Here is an 18,876-nt window from a genome sequence, read left to right on the forward strand (position 1 = left end):
GTGCTCTCCGTCGCCGTGTTCCTACCCCTGTTCGCCGGCGTGGTGCTGCTCGCGGTTCCGCGCCCGCGCGAGAGCCTCGTGGCCTGGACCTGGGTCACGGTGGCGGGTCTGGACCTGGCCCTGGTCATCGCCCTGTGGGTGTACTACCCGACCGCCGTGGGACCGGGGCAGGGCGCGGTCGGCGCCTTCGCCTACGAGGCGCACCTGCGCTGGATCCCCAGCGTCGGGGCGGGCTACCACGTCGGGGTGGACGGGCTGTCGCTGCCGCTGCTGGCGATGACGGCGGTGCTCTTCCTGGCCTGCGCCGTCCACTCGCTGCGGCAGCGGCGTCGGACACGCGCCCACGCGGTCCTGTTCCTGTTCCTGCAGACCGTCTCGCTGGGCCTGTTCAGTTCCCTGGACCTGCTGCTGTTCTTCGTCTTCTTCGACCTGTCGATCGTCGGGATGTACTTCGTCATCGCCGGGTGGGGGCACGGCCCCGCCGCCCGCTCGGCCCTGCAGTTCTTCCTGTACACCTTCCTCGGCTCGCTGGCCCTGCTCCTGGGCTTCATCGGCCTCTACCTCGCCGCGGATCCGCACACGTTCGACATCGTGGAGCTGACCCGGCGGCCCCCTCTGGAGGGCGGCGGACCCGCAGCGGGGCTGATCCTGCTGGCCGTCGCGCTCGGCCTGGCGATCAAGACGCCCACCGTGCCCTTCCACACCTGGCTGCCCCCGGCGCACACCGACGCGCCCGCGGTCGGCTCGGCGATCCTGGCGGGTGTACTGCTGAAGATGGGCACCTACGGGTTCGTGCGGGTGGCGATGCCGATCCTCCCCGGGGCCTGGCGCGAGTACGCGATGGCGTTCGTGGTCGTCGGCGTGGTCTCGGTCCTGTACGGCGCGCTGGTGGCACTCGCCCAGACCGACTTCAAGCGGATGGTCGCCTACACCTCGGTCAACCACATGGGCTACATCCTGCTCGGGCTCGGCGCGGCCGGACTCGCCACGGCGGACCAGGCGCGTGCCGCCGCCCTCGCCGTCACCGGCAGTGTCACCCAGATGGTCAGCCACGGACTGCTCACGGGCGCGCTGTTCCTACTGGCGGGCGCGCTCCACGACCGGGGCGGCACCTACCGGATGGCGTCCTACGGCGGACTGGCCGGGACCATGCCGCTCCTGGCGGCGGTGACCTCGGTGGCGGCGTTCGGTTCGCTGGGGCTGCCCGGCCTGTCCGGCTTCATCGCCGAGTTCCAGATCTTCACGGGCAGCCTGTCCTTCGTTCCCGTGCCGACCGCGCTGGCCTTCCTCGGCATCCTCGTCACCGCGGCCCTCTTCCTGCGCGCGCTGCAACAGGTGTTCACCGGCGACTTCCGGATCCCCGAGCACGCGCGGACCGGTGACCTCTCCGCGCGGGAGCTGGTGGCGATCGCGCCGCTGACGGCCCTGTCCGTGGTCATCGGCGTCTTCCCGCGGTTCCTGCTCGATCCGATCGAACCCGCCGCCCGTGCGCTCGTCACGCTGGTGGTCCGATGAGCGGTGCGGGACACGTCGATCCGGCGATGCTGGTGCCCGAGCTCGTGCTGGCGCTCACGGCGGTGGGAGCGCTGCTGCTGGGCAGTTGGACGCCCCGCGGGCGGCAGTGGACCGTGCGGCTGTGCGTGGTCGCCGCGCTGCCGGGTGCGCTGGCCGCCGCGCTCACCGCCTGGGTCCGTGCGGAGGACGTGGTCACCGGCGGCTTCGCCGTCGACGTGAGCACCCACGCCGTGCGCGTGGCCGTGCTCGCCGGCGTCCTGGTCACGGTACTGCTGACGGGCGACACCTTCTCCGGGCATCCCCGGGAGTCGGAGTCCTACGTCCTGCTGCTGCTCGGCGCCCTGGGCGCGGTCGCGCTGGCCGGGGCCGACGACCTGCTGGTCCTCGCGGCGGCCTACCTCCTGGCGAGCATCCCGCTGTACGCGCTCACCGGATTCGCCAAGGACGCCCACGGTACCGAGGGCGCCCTGAAGTTCTACCTGCTGGGCGCGATGCTGGGCATCCTGCTGCTCACCGGCACCGCGCTGCTGCTCGGCGCCGCGGGGGCGACCGGCTACGCGGCGCTGGCCGACGCCCTGCCGGGGGCACCGCGCGCCCTGGTGGCGGCGGGGGTCGTCGCGGTCCTGGCCGGGCTGCTCTTCAAGTCCGGAGGTGTGCCCGCCCACTTCTGGGTCCCCGACGTCACCGAGGGCGCGCCCGCCCCCGTCGCCGCCTTCGTCACCACGGTCCCCAAGGTCGGGGCGCTGGTGGCGCTGTACCGGCTGGGCGACGAGGTGGTCGCCCAGGGCCCTCTGGACTGGGCGCTGCTGTGCGCCCTGCTCGCGGCGGCGTCCATGACCCTGGGCAACCTGGGGGCCTTCTTCCAGACCGACGCGCGGCGCCTGCTCGCCTACTCCGCCGTCAGCCAGGTCGGCTACCTGCTGATGGCGGTGGCGGCGGTCGGGGGCACGGCGGATCTGGCGCGGCCGGGCCTGCTCTTCTACCTGGGCGCCTACCTGGTGACCAACCTCGGCGCCTTCGCCGTGGTGTGCGCCCTGCCCGGGGCCAGGACCCTGGAGCAGTACGCCGGGCTCTTCCACCGCCGTCCCTGGCTCGCACTCGCCCTGGTGGTCTGCCTCCTCGGGCTGGTGGGGACCCCGCCCACGGCGGTGTTCGTCGGCAAGCTCACCGTTTTCACCGCGGCGTTGGACGCGGGCCTGGTGTGGCTGGTGGTGCTGGCGGCCGTCAACACCGTCGCCAGCGTCTACTACTACCTGCGCTGGGTGTTCCCGCTCTTCCGCCCCGCCCCGACCACGTCCGGCGCGGACGCCGGACCGGTGCCCGGCCGGCGGACGAGCACCGGGGCCGCCGTCACCCTGGCCGCCCTGACCCTGGCCATGGGCGTCCTGGCGGGACCGCTCCTGGACGTGCTCTGAGCGGTGGCCGGGCCCGACCCGGGACCGGTCACCCGCCCGGTCACCGGAACACGTCCGCCCGCAGGCCCACGGAACACCGGGGCCCGGCGCCCCGGGACGGCCTCCTGTGAGGGCACCGCCGACGCGTGGGTGACGCACGGCCCCGGACCGGTGCACCGCCGCGCTGGAGCCGTACGGGACGTGCGGCCCGGGCGTCCGGCCGTTCCGGCGTCCGCGTGCGCGGGAAGGGGTAGGAGAGTAGGTGCCCCGCACACCTCGGACCTCACGGTGGCGCCATGGACGACCTCACGGACCAGGAGCTGTACGACGAGCTGATCGCGTCGCTCGCCGCCGAAGGGGTCCGCGCGCAGGCGGGACCGGACCGGTCCACCATCCTGATCCACAACGGGTGGGACCTCGGTGGGAGCGCCCCTCCAGAGATCTTCGAGCCCCCGCTCGAACTCCACGTGGACCCGCACGCGCTGGGCCGGCACCTGCGCGGCACCGCCGACGACGCGCAGCAGGCCATGGGCGGCTCCTCCCCCTTGAGCGCCGCGCTGTCGCTGTTCCTCGTCCACCTGATGGAGGCCGTGGAAACCCGGTCCGGTCGGCGCCGCCTCCGGCTCGGGCGCGGCGGCGTCGATACCTGCTGACCGCGAGCCGGACGGCGCCGCCTCCGTCCACGGCCCGCCCTCCCCTGCGGCGAAACGCACGGCATCGCCCCGGCCCGGACCGGGCGCCCTGGACGGCGCTGGTACTCGACGCGCCCGCCGGAGGCGCGCCCGATCCGGCCAGGGCCGGGACCGCCGGGCCTGCCCGGTGATCCGACGCGGGCACGGCTGCCCGCGGTTGTGAGAAGTCTCGCCCCGGGCTCGCAGTCCGGTCATCGTTTGTGGGGTTCCCACAACACAGTAGATCCGGGATGGGCGATGCGCCCCATTGTTGAAACAGGCGGGCACCGAGGAAGGTGTAAGAAGGTGCAGGCGGCGTCCAGGGCCCGGGCGTCGCCTTCCGTGTGCTGGGACTTGGGGGACTTTGTCGATGTTCAGTCGTGTTGCGATCGTCAACCGTGGAGAGGCCGCCATGCGGCTCATCCACGCCGTCCGGGACCTCTCGGCGGAAACAGGGGCGCGGATCGAGACCGTCGCCCTCTACACCGACGCCGACCGCACCGCGACCTTCGTGCGCGAAGCGGACACCGCCTACTTGCTGGGCCCGGCCTCGGCCCGGCCCTACCTCGACCTCGCCGTCCTGGAGCGGGCCCTGGTCGAGACCGGCGCCGACGCCGCGTGGGTCGGCTGGGGATTCGTCGCCGAGGACCCGGCCTTCGCCGAACTGTGCGAGCGGATCGGTGTCACCTTCATCGGTCCCAGCGCGGAGGCCATGCGCAAGCTCGGCGACAAGATCGGCGCGAAGCTGATCGCCGAGGAGGTCGGGGTCCCGGTCGCGCCGTGGAGCCGCGGCGAGGTCGCCACCCTCGACGACGCCCTGCGCGCCGGTGAGCGGATCGGCTACCCGCTGATGCTCAAGGCGACCGCGGGCGGCGGCGGGCGCGGCATCCGCAAGGTCACCTCGCACGAGGACCTGGCCGACGCCTACGAGCGCACCAGCCAGGAGGCCCTGCGCGCGTTCGGCTCCGGTGTGGTCTTCCTGGAGCGCCTGGTCACCGGCGCCCGGCACGTCGAGGTGCAGGTCATCGCCGACGGCCAGGGCACGGCGTGGGCGCTGGGCGTGCGCGACTGCTCGGTGCAGCGGCGCAACCAGAAGATCATCGAGGAGTCCGCCTCCCCCGTCCTGGACGACGAGCAGGTCAACGAGCTCAAGACCTCCGCCGAGCGGCTGGCCGTGGCCGTCGGCTACCGCGGCGCCTGCACCGTCGAGTTCCTCTACCACCCCGGCGAGAAGCTGTTCGCCTTCCTGGAGGTCAACACCCGGCTCCAGGTCGAACACCCGATCACCGAGCTCACCACCGGCACCGACCTGGTCCGCCTCCAGCTGCACGTGGCGGACGGCGGCCGGTTGGAGGGCCCGCTGCCGCAGGAGAGCGGCCACGCCGTCGAGGCCCGGCTCAACGCCGAGGACCCCGACCGCGACTTCGCCCCCTCCCCCGGACGGATCGCCCGCCTGGCGCTGCCGACCGGCCCCGGCATCCGCGTGGACACCGGTGTGCGCGAGGGCGACGAGATCCCGGCCGACTTCGACTCGATGATCGCGAAGGTCATCGCCTACGGCCGCGACCGCGACCAGGCCCTGGGCCGGCTGCGCCGCGCGATGTCCGAGACCACCGTGATCATCGAGGGCGGCGCGACCAACAAGAGCTTCGTGCTCGACCTGCTCGACCAGCCCGAGGTCATCGACGGCAGCGCCGACACCGGATGGATCGACCGGGTGCGCTCCGAGGGCCGCCTGGTCGACCACCGCCACTCCGCCATCGCCCTGGCCGCGGCCGCCATCGAGGCCTACCAGGACGAGGAGGAGATCAGCCGCACCCAGCTGCTGTCCACCGCGCACGGCGGCCGCCCGCAGGTCCAGCACGACCCGGGCCGTCCGCTGGACCTCAAGCTCCGCGGTGTGGGCTACCGGGTGAGCGTGGCGCGCCTGGGCGACCAGCGCTTCCGGGTCGGCGTCTCCGGCGGCGGCGACACGCACCCCGCCGACGTCGAGGTCGAGCGGTTCGACGCCCACAGCGGCCAGATCGTGGTCAACGGCGACCGGTTCCGCGTGGTCTCGGCCACCCACGGCCCGATCCACCTCGTCGAGGTCGACGGCGTCACCCACCGGATCAGCCGCGACGAGGGCGGCGTCGTCCGCTCGCCCGCGCCCGCGCTGGTCGTGGCCACACCGCTGGCGGTCGGCGACGCCGTGGAGTCCGGCGCGCCCATCCTGGTGCTGGAGAGCATGAAGATGGAGACGGTGCTGCGCGCGCCGTTCCGCGCCCGCGTCCGCGAGTGCCCGGTGTCGGTGGGCAGCCAGATCGAGACCGGCGCGCCGCTGATGCGGCTCGAGCCGCTGCCCGACGAGGGCGACGAGACCGCCGAGGCGGCCGTCGAGACCGTCGAGATCGAGCTGCCCGCGGTGCCGTCGGTGTCCGCGGCCGAGCGGGTCGAGCGCGGTCTGCAGGACCTGCGCAGCCTGTTCCTGGGCTTCGACGCCACTCCCGAGGTCCGCAAGGACATGCTGTCGGACTACCTGGCCGCGCGCGCCGAGCTGGGCACGTCGCCGCTGGCGGGTGAGCTGGACCTGCTCACCGTGTTCGCCGACCTGTCCGAGCTGAGCCGCAACAAGCCCGGCGGCGAGCCCGACGCCACACCCGACTCCCAGGTGCACAGCCCGCGCGAGTACTTCCACAGCTACCTGCAGAGCCTGGACGCCGAGCGCGCCGGGCTCAGCGAGAGCTTCCAGGCCAAGCTCACCAGGGTCCTGGCCCACTACGGTGTCACCGGGCTGGACCGCACGCCGGAGCTGGAGGCCGCGGTCTTCCGGATCTTCCTCGCCCAGCAGCAGATGAGCGCCCACGTCGCCGTGGCCTCTGAGCTGCTCCTGCGGTGGCTGGACGACGCCCCGCCCGTCGACTCGCTCAGCGAGCCCGTCGGCCTCGCCCTGGAACACGTGGTCGAGGCCACCCAGGTGCGCTTCCCCACGGTGTCGGACCTGGCCCGCGGCGTGGTGTTCCGCTGGTTCACCCAGCCGCTGCTGCGCCGCAACCGCGCCAAGGTCTACGCCGCCGTGCGCGACGACCTGCGCCACCTGGACCGCGACCCGCGGGCGGCCGACCGCGCCGAGCGGATCCAGTCGATGGTGGCCAGCTCCGAGCCGCTCGTCCGGCTCATCGGCCAGCGCATCGGCCGGTCCGGGCGCGACCACTCGGCGCTGCTGGAGGTGCTGACCCGCCGCTACTACGGCAACCGCGGCCTGTCCGAGGTCACCGCGAGCGAGGTCACGGGCTGCCCCCTGGTCACCGCGCGCCACACCGGCTCCGACGGTGTGACCGGGGTGGCCGCCACCGCCGTCGACATCGGCGCGCTGCCCGACGCCATCGCCGCGATCGGCGCGGTCGCCGCGCGGGACACCGGGCACGGCATGGTGGCCGACCTGTACCTCACCTGGGAGGGGCAGCCTGACGCCGACGCCATGGCGCTGCGCCTCGGCCAGATCCTCGCCGACCACCCGCTTCCCGCGAACGTGGTGCGGGTGACCACCACCGTGGCCGGGACCAACGGCGCGGTGATGCACCACCACTTCACCTTCCGTTCCCAGGACGGGGCCCTGGCGGAGGACCGGCTCATCCGCGGCCTGCACCCGCAGATCGCGCGGAAGCTGCAGCTGGAGCGCCTCCGGGAGTTCGATCTCACGCGCCTGCCCTCGGCGGACGAGGAGATCTACCTGTTCAGGGCCGTGGCGCACAGCAACCCCGCCGACGAGCGGCTGTTCGCGCTGGGCCAGGTCCGCGACCTGACGCCGCTGCGCGACGCCGAGGGGCGCCTGATCGCGCTGCCCGCGGTGGAGGACACCATCACCGCGTGCCTGGACTCGATCCGCAACATCCAGGCGCGGCGGCCGCGCAACAAGCGGTTCGACACCAACCGGATCATGATGTACGTCTGGCCGCCGACCGAGCTGAGCCTGGACGAGCTCGACGCGCTGGTCCAGCGCATCCTGCCGACCACGGCCGGCGCCGGGCTGGAGGAGGTCCAGTTCGTGGCGCGCCAGCGCACCGCCTCCGGTGAGCTGACCGAGGTCGCCGTGCGGATCACGTTCGACCCGGGGCACGGCGCGCGCCTGCACGTCGACAAACCGTCGACCGAACCGGTGCTCCCGCTGGACGACTACCGCCTCAAGGTGCTCCGCGCCGCCCGGCGCGGCACCGCCTACCCCTACGAGCTGACCGGCATGCTGGCCGGCCCGCGGGGCGGCTTCGTCGAGCACGACCTGGACGAGAACGGCCTGCTGGTGCCGGTGGACCGGCCCAAGGGGCGCAACTCGGCGGCGATCGTGGCGGGCGTCGTCACGACCCCGACCGAGCGCCACCCCGAGGGCGTCACCCGCGTGGTGCTGCTCGGCGACCCGACCAAGGCGCTGGGCGCGCTCTCGGAGCCGGAGTGCTCCCGGGTGATCGCCGCGATCGACCTCGCCGAGCGGATGCGGGTCCCCTTGGAGTGGTTCGCCCTCTCCGCGGGCGCGCGGATCTCCATGTCCTCGGGCACCGAGAACATGGACTGGGTCGCGTCCGCGCTCAAGCGGATCGTGGAGTTCACCCAGGACGGCGGCGAGATCAACATCGTGGTCGCCGGGATCACCGTCGGCGCCCAGCCGTACTGGAACGCCGAGGCGACGATGCTCATGCACACCAAGGGCATCCTGGTGATGACGCCGGACTCGGCGATGGTGCTCACCGGCAAGCAGTCGCTGGACTTCTCCGGCGGTGTCTCGGCCGAGGACAACTTCGGTATCGGCGGCTACGACCGCGTCATGGGCCCCAACGGCCAGGCGCAGTACTGGGCGCCCAACCTGCCGGCCGCCCGCGACGTGCTGATGTCGCACTACGACCACACCTACGTCGTGCCCGGCGAGACCGACCCGCGCCAGGCGGGGACGAGCGACCCGCTCGACCGCGACGTCTCGGAGTTCCCGCACAAGATCGCCGACAGCGACTTCACCACCGTCGGGGAGATCTTCTCCGCGGAGCACAACCCGGACCGCAAGAAGCCCTTCGACATCCGTACGGTGATGCGTGCCCTGTCCGACCAGGACCACCCGGTGCTGGAGCGCTGGGCGGGCATGGCCGACGCCGACACCTCGGCGGTGCAGGACGTGCACATCGGCGGACGCCCGGTGTGCCTGGTCGGTATCGAGTCGCGGTCGGTGGCACGCCGCGGCTTCCCGCCCACCGACGGCCCGGACTCCTACACCGCGGGCACGCTGTTCCCGCGGTCGTCGAAGAAGACCGCGCGGGCGATCAACGCGGCCTCGGGCAACCGGCCGCTGGTCGTGCTGGCGAACCTGTCCGGGTTCGACGGCTCGCCGGAGTCCATGCGCAACCTGCAGCTGGAGTACGGCGCGGAGATCGGCCGGGCGATCGTCAACTTCCAGGGCCCGATCGTCTTCTGCGTGATCTCCCGCTACCACGGCGGCGCGTTCGTGGTCTTCTCCAAGGCGCTCAACCCGAACATGACCGTGCTGGCGCTGGAGGGCTCGTTCGCGTCGGTGCTCGGCGGGGCCCCGGCCGCGGCCGTGGTGTTCTCCGGTGAGGTGAACAACCGCACCGCGACCGACGAGCGGGTGACGGAGCTGCAGGCGCGGGTCTCGGAGACCAGCGGCGCCGAGCGCGCCGCGCTCAACGCGGAGCTGGCCGAGGTCCAGTCCTCGGTCCGGGCGGAGAAGCTCGGCGAGGTCGCCGCGGAGTTCGACGCGGTGCACAGCATCCAGCGTGCGGTCGAGGTCGGGTCGGTGGACGCGATCATCAGCGCCGCCGAGATGCGGCCGCGGATCATCGAGGCGATCGAGCGCGGCTTGAAGCGGTAGCGCCGGGGGCGGGGGCCGGTCGCGGACACACCGCGACCGGCCCCCGCCCGTGCCACCGCTTCGGCCCGAGCACTCGTGGCGGCGCCCTCCCGGTGTCCCCCGGTCGGCGTGCCCGCCCCCGCAACGACGAGAGCCGGCCCGACCATCACGGTCGGGCCGGCTCCAAGATCCGGGATGCCTACGGGTCCGTCAGGCGGATCAGACGAGGTCGAAGCGGTCCGCGTTCATGATCTTGTTCCACGCGGCCACGAAGTCCTGGACGAACTTCTCCTTCGCGTCGTCGGAGGCGTAGACCTCGGCCACCGCGCGCAGCTCGGAGTTCGAGCCGAACAGCAGGTCGACACGGCTGCCGGTCCACGTGACCGCACCGGAGTCGTCCTTGGCCACGAACGTCTGCGACGTCTCGGAGGTCTCACCGGTCGGGGTCCAGTCGGTTCCCAGGTCGAGCAGGTTGACGAAGAAGTCGTTCGTCAGCGCGCCCGGGTGCTCGGTGAACACGCCCACGTCCGAACCGTCGTAGTTGGTGCCCAGCACGCGCAGGCCACCCACCAGGACGGTCATCTCGGGCGCGCTCACGCCGAGCAGGTTCGCCCTGTCGAGCAGCAGGTACTCGGCCGGGAGGCTGTTGCCCTTGCCGTAGTAGTTGCGGAAGCCGTCGGCGACCGGCTCGAGGAAGGCGAACTGACCGGGGTCGGTCTGCTCCTGCGTGGCGTCGACACGGCCCGGGGTGAAGGGCACCTCGACCTCGTGGCCGGCCGCCTTGGCGGCCTGCTCCACGCCCACGCCGCCGGCCAGGACGATCAGGTCGGCGAGCGAGACCTTCTTGTCCGAGGAGGCGTTGAACTCGACCGCGATGCTCTCCAGCGTGTTGAGCACGCCGCGCAGCTCGGCCGGGTTGTTGACCTCCCAGTCGATCTGCGGCTCGAGGCGGATGCGGGCACCGTTGGCGCCGCCGCGCTTGTCGCTGTCACGGTAGGTGGACGCCGAGGCCCACGCCGTGGACACCAGCTGGGAGACGGTCAGACCGGACTCGGCGACCTTGGCCTTGAGCGCGGCGATCTCCGCGGCGCCGATGACCTCGCCCTCCTGCGCGGGCAGGGGGTCCTGCCAGATCAGCGTCTCCTCCGGGACCTCCGGGCCGAGGTAGCGCACCTTCGGGCCCATGTCGCGGTGGGTCAGCTTGTACCAGGCGCGGGCGAACGCGTCCGCGAACGCCTCGTGGTCCTCGTAGAAGCGGCGCGAGATCTGCTCGTAGACCGGGTCGACGCGCAGCGACAGGTCGGTGGTGAGCATGGTCGGCTTGTGCTTCTTGCCGGGGATGTGGGCGTCGGGGATGATCTCCTCGGCGTCCTTGGCGACCCACTGGTTGGCGCCGCCCGGGCTCGTGGTGAGCTCGTACTCGAACTCGAACAGGTTCTTGAAGAAGCCCTGGCTCCACTGGGCGGGCGTGGTGGTCCAGGTGACCTCCAGGCCCGAGCCGATCGTGTCGGCGCCCTTACCGGTGCCGTGGTTGTTCTTCCAGCCCAGGCCCTGCATCTCCAGGCCGGCGGACTCGGGCTCGGCGTCCAGGTTGGAGTCCGGAGCCGCGCCGTGGGTCTTGCCGAAGGTGTGGCCGCCCGCGATGAGGGCGACGGTCTCCTCGTCGTTCATGCCCATGCGGGCGAAGGTCTCGCGGATGTCGCGAGCCGCGGCCAGCGGGTCCGGGTTGCCGTTGGGGCCCTCGGGGTTGACGTAGATGAGGCCCATCTGGACCGCGGCCAGCGGCTTCTCCAGGTCACGGTCGCCCGTGTAGCGCTGGTCGTCGAGCCACGTGGTCTCGGGACCCCAGTAGACGTCCTCGTCGGGCTCCCACACGTCCTCGCGACCGCCGCCGAAGCCGAAGGTCTTGAAGCCCATGGACTCCAGCGCGACGTTGCCGGTGAGGATCATGAGGTCGGCCCAGGAGATGTTCTGGCCGTACTTCTTCTTGACCGGCCACAGCAGACGGCGGGCCTTGTCCAGGTTGACGTTGTCGGGCCAGCTGTTCAGCGGGGCGAAGCGCTGCTGGCCGGCGCTGCCGCCGCCGCGGCCGTCGTGCGACCGGTAGGTGCCGGCGCTGTGCCACGCCATGCGGATCATGAGCGGGCCGTAGTGCCCGAAGTCGGCCGGCCACCAGTCCTGGGAGTCCGAGAGGACCTGGGCGATGTCGGCCTTCACGGCGTCCAGGTCGAGGGCCTTGAACGCCTCGGCGTAGTCGAAGCCCTCACCGAGCGGGTTCGACACGGCCGGGTTCTTGGCCAGGATCTTCAGGTTGAGCTGGTTGGGCCACCAGCCGCGGTTGCCGCCGCCCTGGGTGGGGTGCGGAGCGCGTCCGTGTGCGACCGGACAGCCGCCCGCGGCTTCCGTCTTCGCGGTGTCGGAGACTGCTTCGTGGCTTTCAGACATCGGTGTCCTTCCGGAGCAGGGAGGAGTGAACTGGCTGTATCAGGAACTCGGTGTGTCGGAGCAGTCCGCGCAGACGCCCCAGTAGACGACCTCGGCCTCGTCGATGACGAAGCCGTGGTCGTGCGAGGCGTTCAGGCACGGTGCGTGACCGACGGCGCAGTCGACGTCGGCGATGGCACCGCACGACCGGCACACGACGTGGTGGTGGTTGTCCCCGACCCGCGTCTCGTAGCGGGCCACGGAGTTCTGCGGCTGTATGCGTCGCACCAGGCCCGCGCCGGTGAGTGCCCGCAGGACGTCGTAGACGGCCTGGTCGGACACGGTGCCGAGGCGCGAGCGCACCACACCGATGATCGACTCCGTGTCCGCGTGCGGATTCTCGTGCACGGCGGAGAGCACGGCCAGTCGAGGGCTGGTCACCCGCAGAGCGGACTCGCGCAACATTCGCTCGAAATCCGAAGGGGTTGTCATGGCTCGAAGTCTGCCGCCTTTTCTGGATCAAGTCAAATCTTTGGGCGAATCCGACATGGCTCGCCAAGTTCCACGCTCCCACCGCGAACGCCCTGATCAGAGCCGGTCCACGGAGATGCGGGCCGGGCTGACCGCCGGCCCGGCCCGCACCGGCGGTCAGCCCGGCAGGAGCGCCTTGACCGCGGACACGATCTCCTCCGACTCGGGCTCGGTAGCCGGGCGGAACCGGCCGGCGACCCGCCCCTCGGTGTCCACGAGGAACTTCTCGAAGTTCCACTGCACGTCGCCGGCCTCGCCCGCCGCGTCGGAGGCGGTCACGAGTTCCGCGTACAGCGGGTGGCGCGCCTCACCGTTGACGTCGGTCTTCTCCAGCAGCGGGAACGTGACGCCGTAGGTCGTGGAGCAGAAGGTGGCGATCTCCTCCGACGTACCGGGCTCCTGTCCCATGAACTGGTTGCAGGGCACGCCCAGCACGGTGAGCCCCTGGTCCCGGTACTGCTCGTGCAGCCGCTCCAGGCCCTGGTACTGCGGCGTGAGCCCGCACTTGGAGGCGACGTTCACGATCAGCAGGGCGCGCCCGCGGTACTCGGACAGCGACGTGGTCTCTCCGGACAGGGTCCGCAGCGGGATGTCGTACAGGTCCATACATGACTCCTCGGTGGTGTCGGTGGCGTCGGTGGTCGGGCCACACTGTCTCAGGCACGGACGACGAAGCCGAACCCGACCGGCGCAGCGGGCCCGGCGGTGGGGCGGGGACCAGACGACGGGAGGGGCGCCGGCCGCCCCGGTCCGCCACACCCGATCCCCCACCGTCGGCGGCGACCGGCCGGTTCCGTTAGCCTCCCCTCACACCGTCGTAGGAGGAACTGGAATGGACCTGTTCGATCTGACCGGGAAGAACGCCGTCGTCACGGGCGGCAGCCGCGGAATCGGGATGATGATGGCCCGCGGACTGCTCCAGGCCGGAGCCCGCGTGTGGATCAGCTCCCGCAAGGCCGACGCCTGCGAGCAGGCCCGAGCCGAACTGTCCCAGTACGGCGAGGTGCACGCCGTCCCCGCCGACCTGTCGTCCGAGGACGAGTGCCGGCGGCTCGCGGCCGAGGTCACCGCCCAGGCACCCGAGGTGCACATCCTGGTGAACAACGCGGGCGCCACCTGGGGCGAACCGCTGGAGACCTTCCCCGAGTCGGCCTGGGACAAGGTCCTCGACCTGAACCTGAAGTCGCCCTTCTTCCTCGTGCGCGCCTTCCTGCCCGCGCTGGAGGCCGCGGCCACGCCCGACGACCCCGCGCGCGTCATCAACGTCGGCAGCATCGACGGCATCCACGTCCCGGACCTGCCCACCTACGCCTACTCCTCCAGCAAGGCCGCCGTCCACCAACTGACCCGGCACCTGGCACGGGAGCTGGGCCCCAAGGCGATCACCGTCAACGCGGTCGCGCCCGGGCCCTTCCCGTCGAAGATGATGGAGAGCACGCTGGACGCCTTCGGCGACCACATCGCCCAGGCGGCGCCGCTGCGCCGCATCGGCCGGGACGACGACATGGCGGGCACCGCGGTCTACCTGGCCGGTCGGGCGGGCTCCTACGTCACCGGAGCCGTCATCCCCGTGGACGGGGGCATCGCCACCACGGCCAACGGGATGTGACCCGCCGGACCGGTCGCTCCCCCGCCGCGGGCGGGGCGGGGGAGCCTCGCGGCCCGCCGGCGCCGGGCCGCGCGGGATGATGGGCGCTGGCGCGTCCGCGCCAGAACCGAGGCGAGAGGGGTGGACCGGTGACGGGAGACGCGCGGATCACGACCGCCGAGCAGGCGGCGAACGACCCGCTGGTACTGGCGTTCGGCCGGTTGCAGGGGGCCGCGAACCGGCTGGAGTACATCCTGGGCCGGGAGCTGGAGAAGGAGTTCGGGATCAGTCACGTGGTGTTCGAGGTGCTGCTGATCCTGAGCCGGGCCCAGGGGGCGGGCCTGTCGATGGGTGCCATCGCACAGGAACGGGTCCTGACCACGGGCGGGGTGACCCGGCTGGTGGACCGGATGGTGGCGGCGGGCCTGGTGTCCCGCGAGGAGAATCCGGAGGACCGCCGGGGGCGGCTGGTCAGACTGACTCCGCTCGGGGAGGAGACCGCGGTGCGGGCCGCCCGCCTGCACGCGCGGAACGTGCAGCGGTACCTGCTCGACCCGCTGCCCGAGGAGCACCGGGAACGGTTCGCGCGGGACCTGCGGACAGTGAGTGTGACGGCGAGCGAGGCACTGCCCCGCCTGCACTGAGGCCCCGGGCCCCGCCCGGGACCAGGACGGCGCACCCCCGGTGGAGGCCGCCCCGACACGGCGGATGTACGGGGGAATACCTGATGAGTCAGATACTGTTCTCTCAGGAGAAGGCCCGCGGTACGCGGACCCGCACCCGGAGGGCCCGAGGCCCTGCTCCCGGGAACCGGGCACCGCGGCCGAGGGACCCGCTCCCGTCACCCGTTCTCCGCCGGACGAAAGGCCCCACCGTGAGCACGCTCGACTACAAGGTCCTCGACCTGGACTTCCCCGCCGGTTCCAAGAACAAGACGGCCACGCTGATCACCGGTGAGGAGCAGGCCTTCCTCATCGACGCCGGATTCACCCGGGCGGACGGCCACCGCCTGGCCGCCGAGGTCCTCGACTCCGGCAAAGAGCTGACCAAGGTCTTCGTCAGCCACGCCGACCCCGACTTCTACTGGGGCGCCGAGGTGCTCGCCGACGCCTTCCCCGCGGCCGAGATCGTCGCCACCCCCCTGGTCATCGAGCACATCAAGGAGTCCTACGAGGGCAAGCTCAAGGCGTGGGAGGCCGTGGGCGCCAACCGCCCGACCCGCCTGGTCGAGATGGCCGAGCTGAACGGTGACATCACCTTCGAGGGCCACGTGTTCCAGCTCCGGGGCGGCCGCCCGGGCCTGGCCGACCGCCACTACCTGTGGCAGGCCGACCAGCGGGCGATCGTCGGCGGCGTACTGCTCTTCCAGGACGAGCACGTCTGGGTGGCCGACACCGCCGAGCCCGGGGACCGTGCCGTGTGGATCGAGGTGCTCGACGAGATGTCGGCCCTGGAACCCGCCTTCGCCGTCCCCGGCCACCGGCTGCCCACCGGCACCCTCGACGCGAGCCCGATCGCCTACACCCGCGACTACCTCACCGCGTTCGAGGCCGAACTCGACAAGGCCGACAGCGGCGAGGACCTGACCAACGCCATGGTCGCCCTCTACCCGGACTCGGGCATGCTCATCGCGGCCCAGCTCGGGGCGAAGGTCGCCAAGGGCGAGATGTCCTGGGGCTGAGCCGACCCTCCCGCGCCGCCCGGGGCCGGGGCCCGTGGGCACCGGCCCCGGACCTGCGGCCCGCCCACACACCGCACCGGACCAGAAAGGCCTGCCATGACCGAGCCCACCGGCTTCTGCACCTCCACCGCCCCCGCCGACGTGGTGCGGCGCCAGTACATCGCCTCCGCCAACGGCGACCTCGAAGCCCTGCGGGCCACCCTGGCCGACGACGTGGAGTGGACGGAGATGGCGGGCTTCCCCCTGGCCGGCACCTACCGGACCCCCGGCGGCGTCACCTCCGGGGTGATGGAGCGGCTGGGCAGAGACTGGGACGGCTGGACCGCCCACGACGACACCTACGTCGTCGACGGCGAGAACGTCGTGGTCCTGGCCCGTTACACGGCCACCAACAAGGCCACCGCCAAGGACATCGACGTCCGCGTCGCCCACCACTTCATCGTCCGCGGCGGCCGCATCGTGCGCTTCGAGCAGTTCGTGGACACCGCCAAAGTCCGCGAGGCGATGTCGGACTGAGGCGCGGCGCCGGGCGGGCGGGGCCTGGTCACCGTCCGATCCCGGACCGGACCATCCGGTGGGGCCGTGGGCTCCGCAGCGGCGCGTCAGCTCCGGGCGGCGGACTCGGTGTCGCGGTCCGGGGGCGCGTCCTGGGGAACCCGGTGCGCCCAGAAGCCGGCCACGATCGCGCCGGACACGTTGTGCCACACCGAGAACAGGGCGCCGGGCAGGGCGGCCAGTGGAGCGAAGTGGGCGGTGGCCAGCGCCGCCGCCAGGCCGGAGTTCTGCATGCCGACCTCGATGCTCACGGCGCGCCGGGCGGACTCGGGCACCTTGCCGACAGCCCCCGCCGCGTAGCCGATCCCCAAGCCCAGCAGATTGTGCAGGACCACGGCCAGGCCCAGCAGCAGCCCGGTGCTCAGCACCGCGTCGGCGTTGGCGCCCACGACCGCGGCGACCACCACGACGATGCCGGTCACCGACACCAGCGGCAGGGCGGGCAGGACGGCCTCGACCGCCCGGGTGGCGAAGCGGCGCAGCAACAGACCCGCCACGACCGGGACGAGCACCATCTGCACGATCGACAGGAACAGGTCGCCTGCGGATACCGGCAGCGTGGACCCGGCCAGGCCGAGGACGATCAGCGGGGTGAGGACCGGCGCGAGCAGGGTGGAGACCGACGTCATGGCCACCGACAGCGCGACGTCGCCGCGGGCGAGGTAGACGATGACGTTGGACGCCGTTCCGCCGGGCGCGGCACCGACCAGCACCATGCCCACCACGAGCATCGGGGGCAGTCCGAACAGGTGGGCGATCCCGAAGCCCAGCAGCGGCATGACCGTGTACTGGGCGAGCACCCCCAGGATCACGGCCTTGGGGTGCTTGGCGACGATCGCGAAGTCCACGGGGCGCATCGTCAGCCCCATGCCGAACATGATGACGCCGAGCAGGAGGGGGATGTGGGGGGCGACGGCCGCGGTCTGCGCGGGCGCCAGAAGGCCGACCACGCCTCCGGCCAGGACGAGTAGGGCGAACCACCGGCCGACGACGTCGGCGATGCTCTTGATGACCGTCATGGTGCTACTTCCAGAGAGGTGCTCCGGGACGGCGGGCAGCGCGCCCCGGGCGGTTGCCGCCGAAGCCGGTCGACACCGCGCGCACCAGCGTAACTTCCGCCCTGACGGCGGCTTCCGTCCGGGACCGGTCCGCGCGTGCGCCCCGGTCCGCGGGGTGCCGGTGCGTCTTCGCGGTCACCCCACGAGCGCGCCTCAGGTGTGACGGGCGCGCGCCCGGATGCGGGCGGCCGAGATGGGGCGGTACATCGACAGCGCGTCGTTGAGGAGCTTGGGCATGCGCTCGCGGCCGCCCTCCTCGGCGAACAGCAGCAGCGGCAGCTCGCCCGCGTCCTGCGGGGCGGGGGTGGTGTCGATCCCGGCCGAGACGAGCGCGTCGCGGCCCTCGCGTGTGCGCGGCCAGGTCAGGACGCACTCGCCGGCCACGAGGGGGCGCGGGAGGGAGTCGACGACGGCCCACATCGCGTCGGTGTCCGTGGCCTCCACGAACACCAGGCCGAGCGGTGTGGGCAGGAAGAACGTGCCGCCGTCGACGCCGGTGAGGACGGAGGCCCAGAAGCGGTTGGGGCACAGCACGTAGACGCGTTCGTGCTTCATGTCATCGGCGAGGCGGTCGATCGCGACGCTCTCACGGAGCGGGACGGGGTCTGCCATGGCCCAGATCCTCGCACGCCGGACACGGCCGTGGAGGCGGTTCCGCGACATCGGCCGACGCTCCGGGGGCTCGGACCCCGTGGCCCCGGTCCAGCAGCGGTCCGACACAGGGCTGACGGCGCGACCGCCCCCCTTCGAGGCGGAGGTGCTCGACGATGATGTGTATCGAACCGTTGGCGGGTACGACGGCGGGTGGCAGACTCTCCGGTCATGAGCCACGATGCGACGCCGCTGACGTTCCACCCGCCCCGAACCGACGTGCCGGTCCCGGCCTCGGGCGCCCCGGCGGTGATCGTCATGCCGGGTGGACGCTACATGCGCCACGCCCAGCACGAGGGCAAGCCCGTCACGGAGTGGCTGGCGCGGCTCGGGTTCGCGGCCTGGGTGCTGGAGTACCCGGTGGGGCCGCAGGACGTGCACCCCGCGCAACTGGACTCCGCGCGGGCGGCGATGCGGCAGGCGCGTGCGCAGGCACCGGGGCTCGGTGTCGACCCGGCGCGCATCGGCGTCCTCGGTTTCTCCGCGGGCGGCCACCTCGCCGCGCACCTCGCCGCGGGCCCGGACACGGCCGACGAGGAGCGGCCCGCGTTCGCGGTGCTCTGCTACGCGGCCACGTCGTGGCACAGCTTCTGGCCCGGCCCCGCCGACCCGGCCGAACCGGAGGACCCCACGGACGAGGACCCGCTCATCGGCCCGGACTCCACCCCCGAGAAGCGCCGAGCGGTCTCCATCGAGCTGATCGCCGTTCCTCAGACCCCGCCGACCTTCCTCTGGCACTGCGCGGACGACGACCTCGTCGGGGTCGAGCACACCCTCTCCCTCACGCGGCGCCTGGCCGCCCTGCGGGTACCGGTCGAGTTGCACGTCTTCCCCACCGGCGGCCACGGCCTCGGGCTGGCCGAGGGCCGCACCCCCGCCGGGGCGTGGACGTCCCTGTGCGAGGAATGGCTCCGCGGGGTGGTGGCCGACGATCCCCGGTCCGGCCCCCGGCGGTGACCCGGGCCCCGCTCAACGTGG

The 18,876-nt window shown here is 72.4% G+C and carries 14 protein-coding genes; 9 read left to right on the forward strand and 5 right to left on the reverse strand.

The window, feature by feature from the left end; genetic code table 11:
- The 4 genes from M1P99_RS00125 (at nt 1) to M1P99_RS00140 (ending at nt 9,431) form a co-directional block, all read left to right on the forward strand.
- On the forward strand, nt 1-1,515 hold the full coding sequence (locus tag M1P99_RS00125; protein ID WP_304450646.1) for a NuoM family protein: 1,515 nt from the start codon (nt 1-3) through the stop codon (nt 1,513-1,515).
- Nucleotides 1,512-2,930, forward strand: a complete 1,419-nt coding sequence (locus M1P99_RS00130; protein ID WP_304450647.1) for an NADH-quinone oxidoreductase subunit N — start codon at nt 1,512-1,514, stop codon at nt 2,928-2,930. The genes M1P99_RS00125 and M1P99_RS00130 overlap by 4 nt, the downstream gene beginning before the upstream one ends.
- A 275-nt stretch (nt 2,931-3,205) precedes the next feature.
- Complete coding sequence (locus M1P99_RS00135; protein WP_304450648.1) at nt 3,206-3,562, forward strand: hypothetical protein; 357 nt, start codon at nt 3,206-3,208, stop codon at nt 3,560-3,562.
- A gap of 388 nt (nt 3,563-3,950) precedes the next feature.
- The gene (locus M1P99_RS00140; RefSeq protein WP_304450649.1) at nt 3,951-9,431 is read left to right on the forward strand and encodes a carboxyl transferase domain-containing protein; all 5,481 of its coding nucleotides are present in this window, start codon (nt 3,951-3,953) and stop codon (nt 9,429-9,431) included.
- Between the two features lie 198 nt (nt 9,432-9,629).
- Here the strand turns inward: M1P99_RS00140 and katG are convergent, their stop codons facing one another.
- The 3 genes from katG to M1P99_RS00155 all read right to left on the reverse strand — a co-directional run bounded on the left by katG (nt 9,630) and on the right by M1P99_RS00155 (nt 12,971).
- On the reverse strand, nt 9,630-11,855 hold the full coding sequence (katG, locus tag M1P99_RS00145; RefSeq protein ID WP_304450650.1) for a catalase/peroxidase HPI: 2,226 nt from the start codon (nt 11,853-11,855) through the stop codon (nt 9,630-9,632).
- 39 nt (nt 11,856-11,894) lie between these two features.
- Nucleotides 11,895-12,326 carry a Fur family transcriptional regulator gene (locus M1P99_RS00150; protein WP_304450651.1) on the reverse strand — a complete coding sequence of 144 codons (432 nt, stop codon included), beginning with the start codon at nt 12,324-12,326 and terminating at the stop codon, nt 11,895-11,897.
- 156 nt (nt 12,327-12,482) lie between these two features.
- Nucleotides 12,483-12,971, reverse strand: coding sequence for a glutathione peroxidase (locus M1P99_RS00155; protein WP_304450652.1), 489 nt, complete (start codon nt 12,969-12,971; stop codon nt 12,483-12,485).
- Nucleotides 12,972-13,197: 226 nt separating this feature from the next.
- Between M1P99_RS00155 and M1P99_RS00160 the strand changes: the two genes are divergently transcribed.
- The 4 genes from M1P99_RS00160 to M1P99_RS00175 all read left to right on the forward strand — a co-directional run bounded on the left by M1P99_RS00160 (nt 13,198) and on the right by M1P99_RS00175 (nt 16,150).
- Nucleotides 13,198-13,974: an SDR family oxidoreductase gene (locus tag M1P99_RS00160; protein ID WP_304450653.1), complete on the forward strand. Its 777-nt coding sequence runs from the start codon at nt 13,198-13,200 to the stop codon at nt 13,972-13,974.
- A 128-nt stretch (nt 13,975-14,102) separates the two neighbouring features.
- Nucleotides 14,103-14,597, forward strand: a complete 495-nt coding sequence (locus tag M1P99_RS00165) for a MarR family winged helix-turn-helix transcriptional regulator (protein ID WP_304450654.1) — start codon at nt 14,103-14,105, stop codon at nt 14,595-14,597.
- A gap of 230 nt (nt 14,598-14,827) precedes the next feature.
- A complete protein-coding gene (locus tag M1P99_RS00170; RefSeq protein WP_304450655.1) occupies nt 14,828-15,634 on the forward strand; it encodes an MBL fold metallo-hydrolase in 807 nt (268 codons plus the stop codon).
- A 96-nt stretch (nt 15,635-15,730) separates the two neighbouring features.
- A complete protein-coding gene (locus tag M1P99_RS00175; RefSeq protein WP_304450656.1) occupies nt 15,731-16,150 on the forward strand; it encodes a nuclear transport factor 2 family protein in 420 nt (139 codons plus the stop codon).
- 86 nt (nt 16,151-16,236) lie between these two features.
- On the opposite strand, the gene M1P99_RS00180 is transcribed toward M1P99_RS00175, so the two are convergent.
- Together M1P99_RS00180 and M1P99_RS00185 are read right to left on the reverse strand one after the other, a co-directional pair.
- On the reverse strand, nt 16,237-17,208 hold the full coding sequence (locus M1P99_RS00180; RefSeq protein WP_304450657.1) for a bile acid:sodium symporter family protein: 972 nt from the start codon (nt 17,206-17,208) through the stop codon (nt 16,237-16,239).
- A gap of 192 nt (nt 17,209-17,400) precedes the next feature.
- Nucleotides 17,401-17,859, reverse strand: a complete 459-nt coding sequence (locus M1P99_RS00185) for a hypothetical protein (protein WP_304450658.1) — start codon at nt 17,857-17,859, stop codon at nt 17,401-17,403.
- Nucleotides 17,860-18,069: 210 nt separating this feature from the next.
- Between M1P99_RS00185 and M1P99_RS00190 the strand changes: the two genes are divergently transcribed.
- Complete coding sequence (locus M1P99_RS00190) at nt 18,070-18,855, forward strand: alpha/beta hydrolase (protein WP_304450659.1); 786 nt, start codon at nt 18,070-18,072, stop codon at nt 18,853-18,855.
- The last annotated feature ends 21 nt before the right edge of the window (nt 18,856-18,876 follow it).

This window comes from Nocardiopsis sp. YSL2 (genome assembly GCF_030555055.1).
Classification (GTDB): Bacteria; Actinomycetota; Actinomycetes; order Streptosporangiales; family Streptosporangiaceae; genus Nocardiopsis.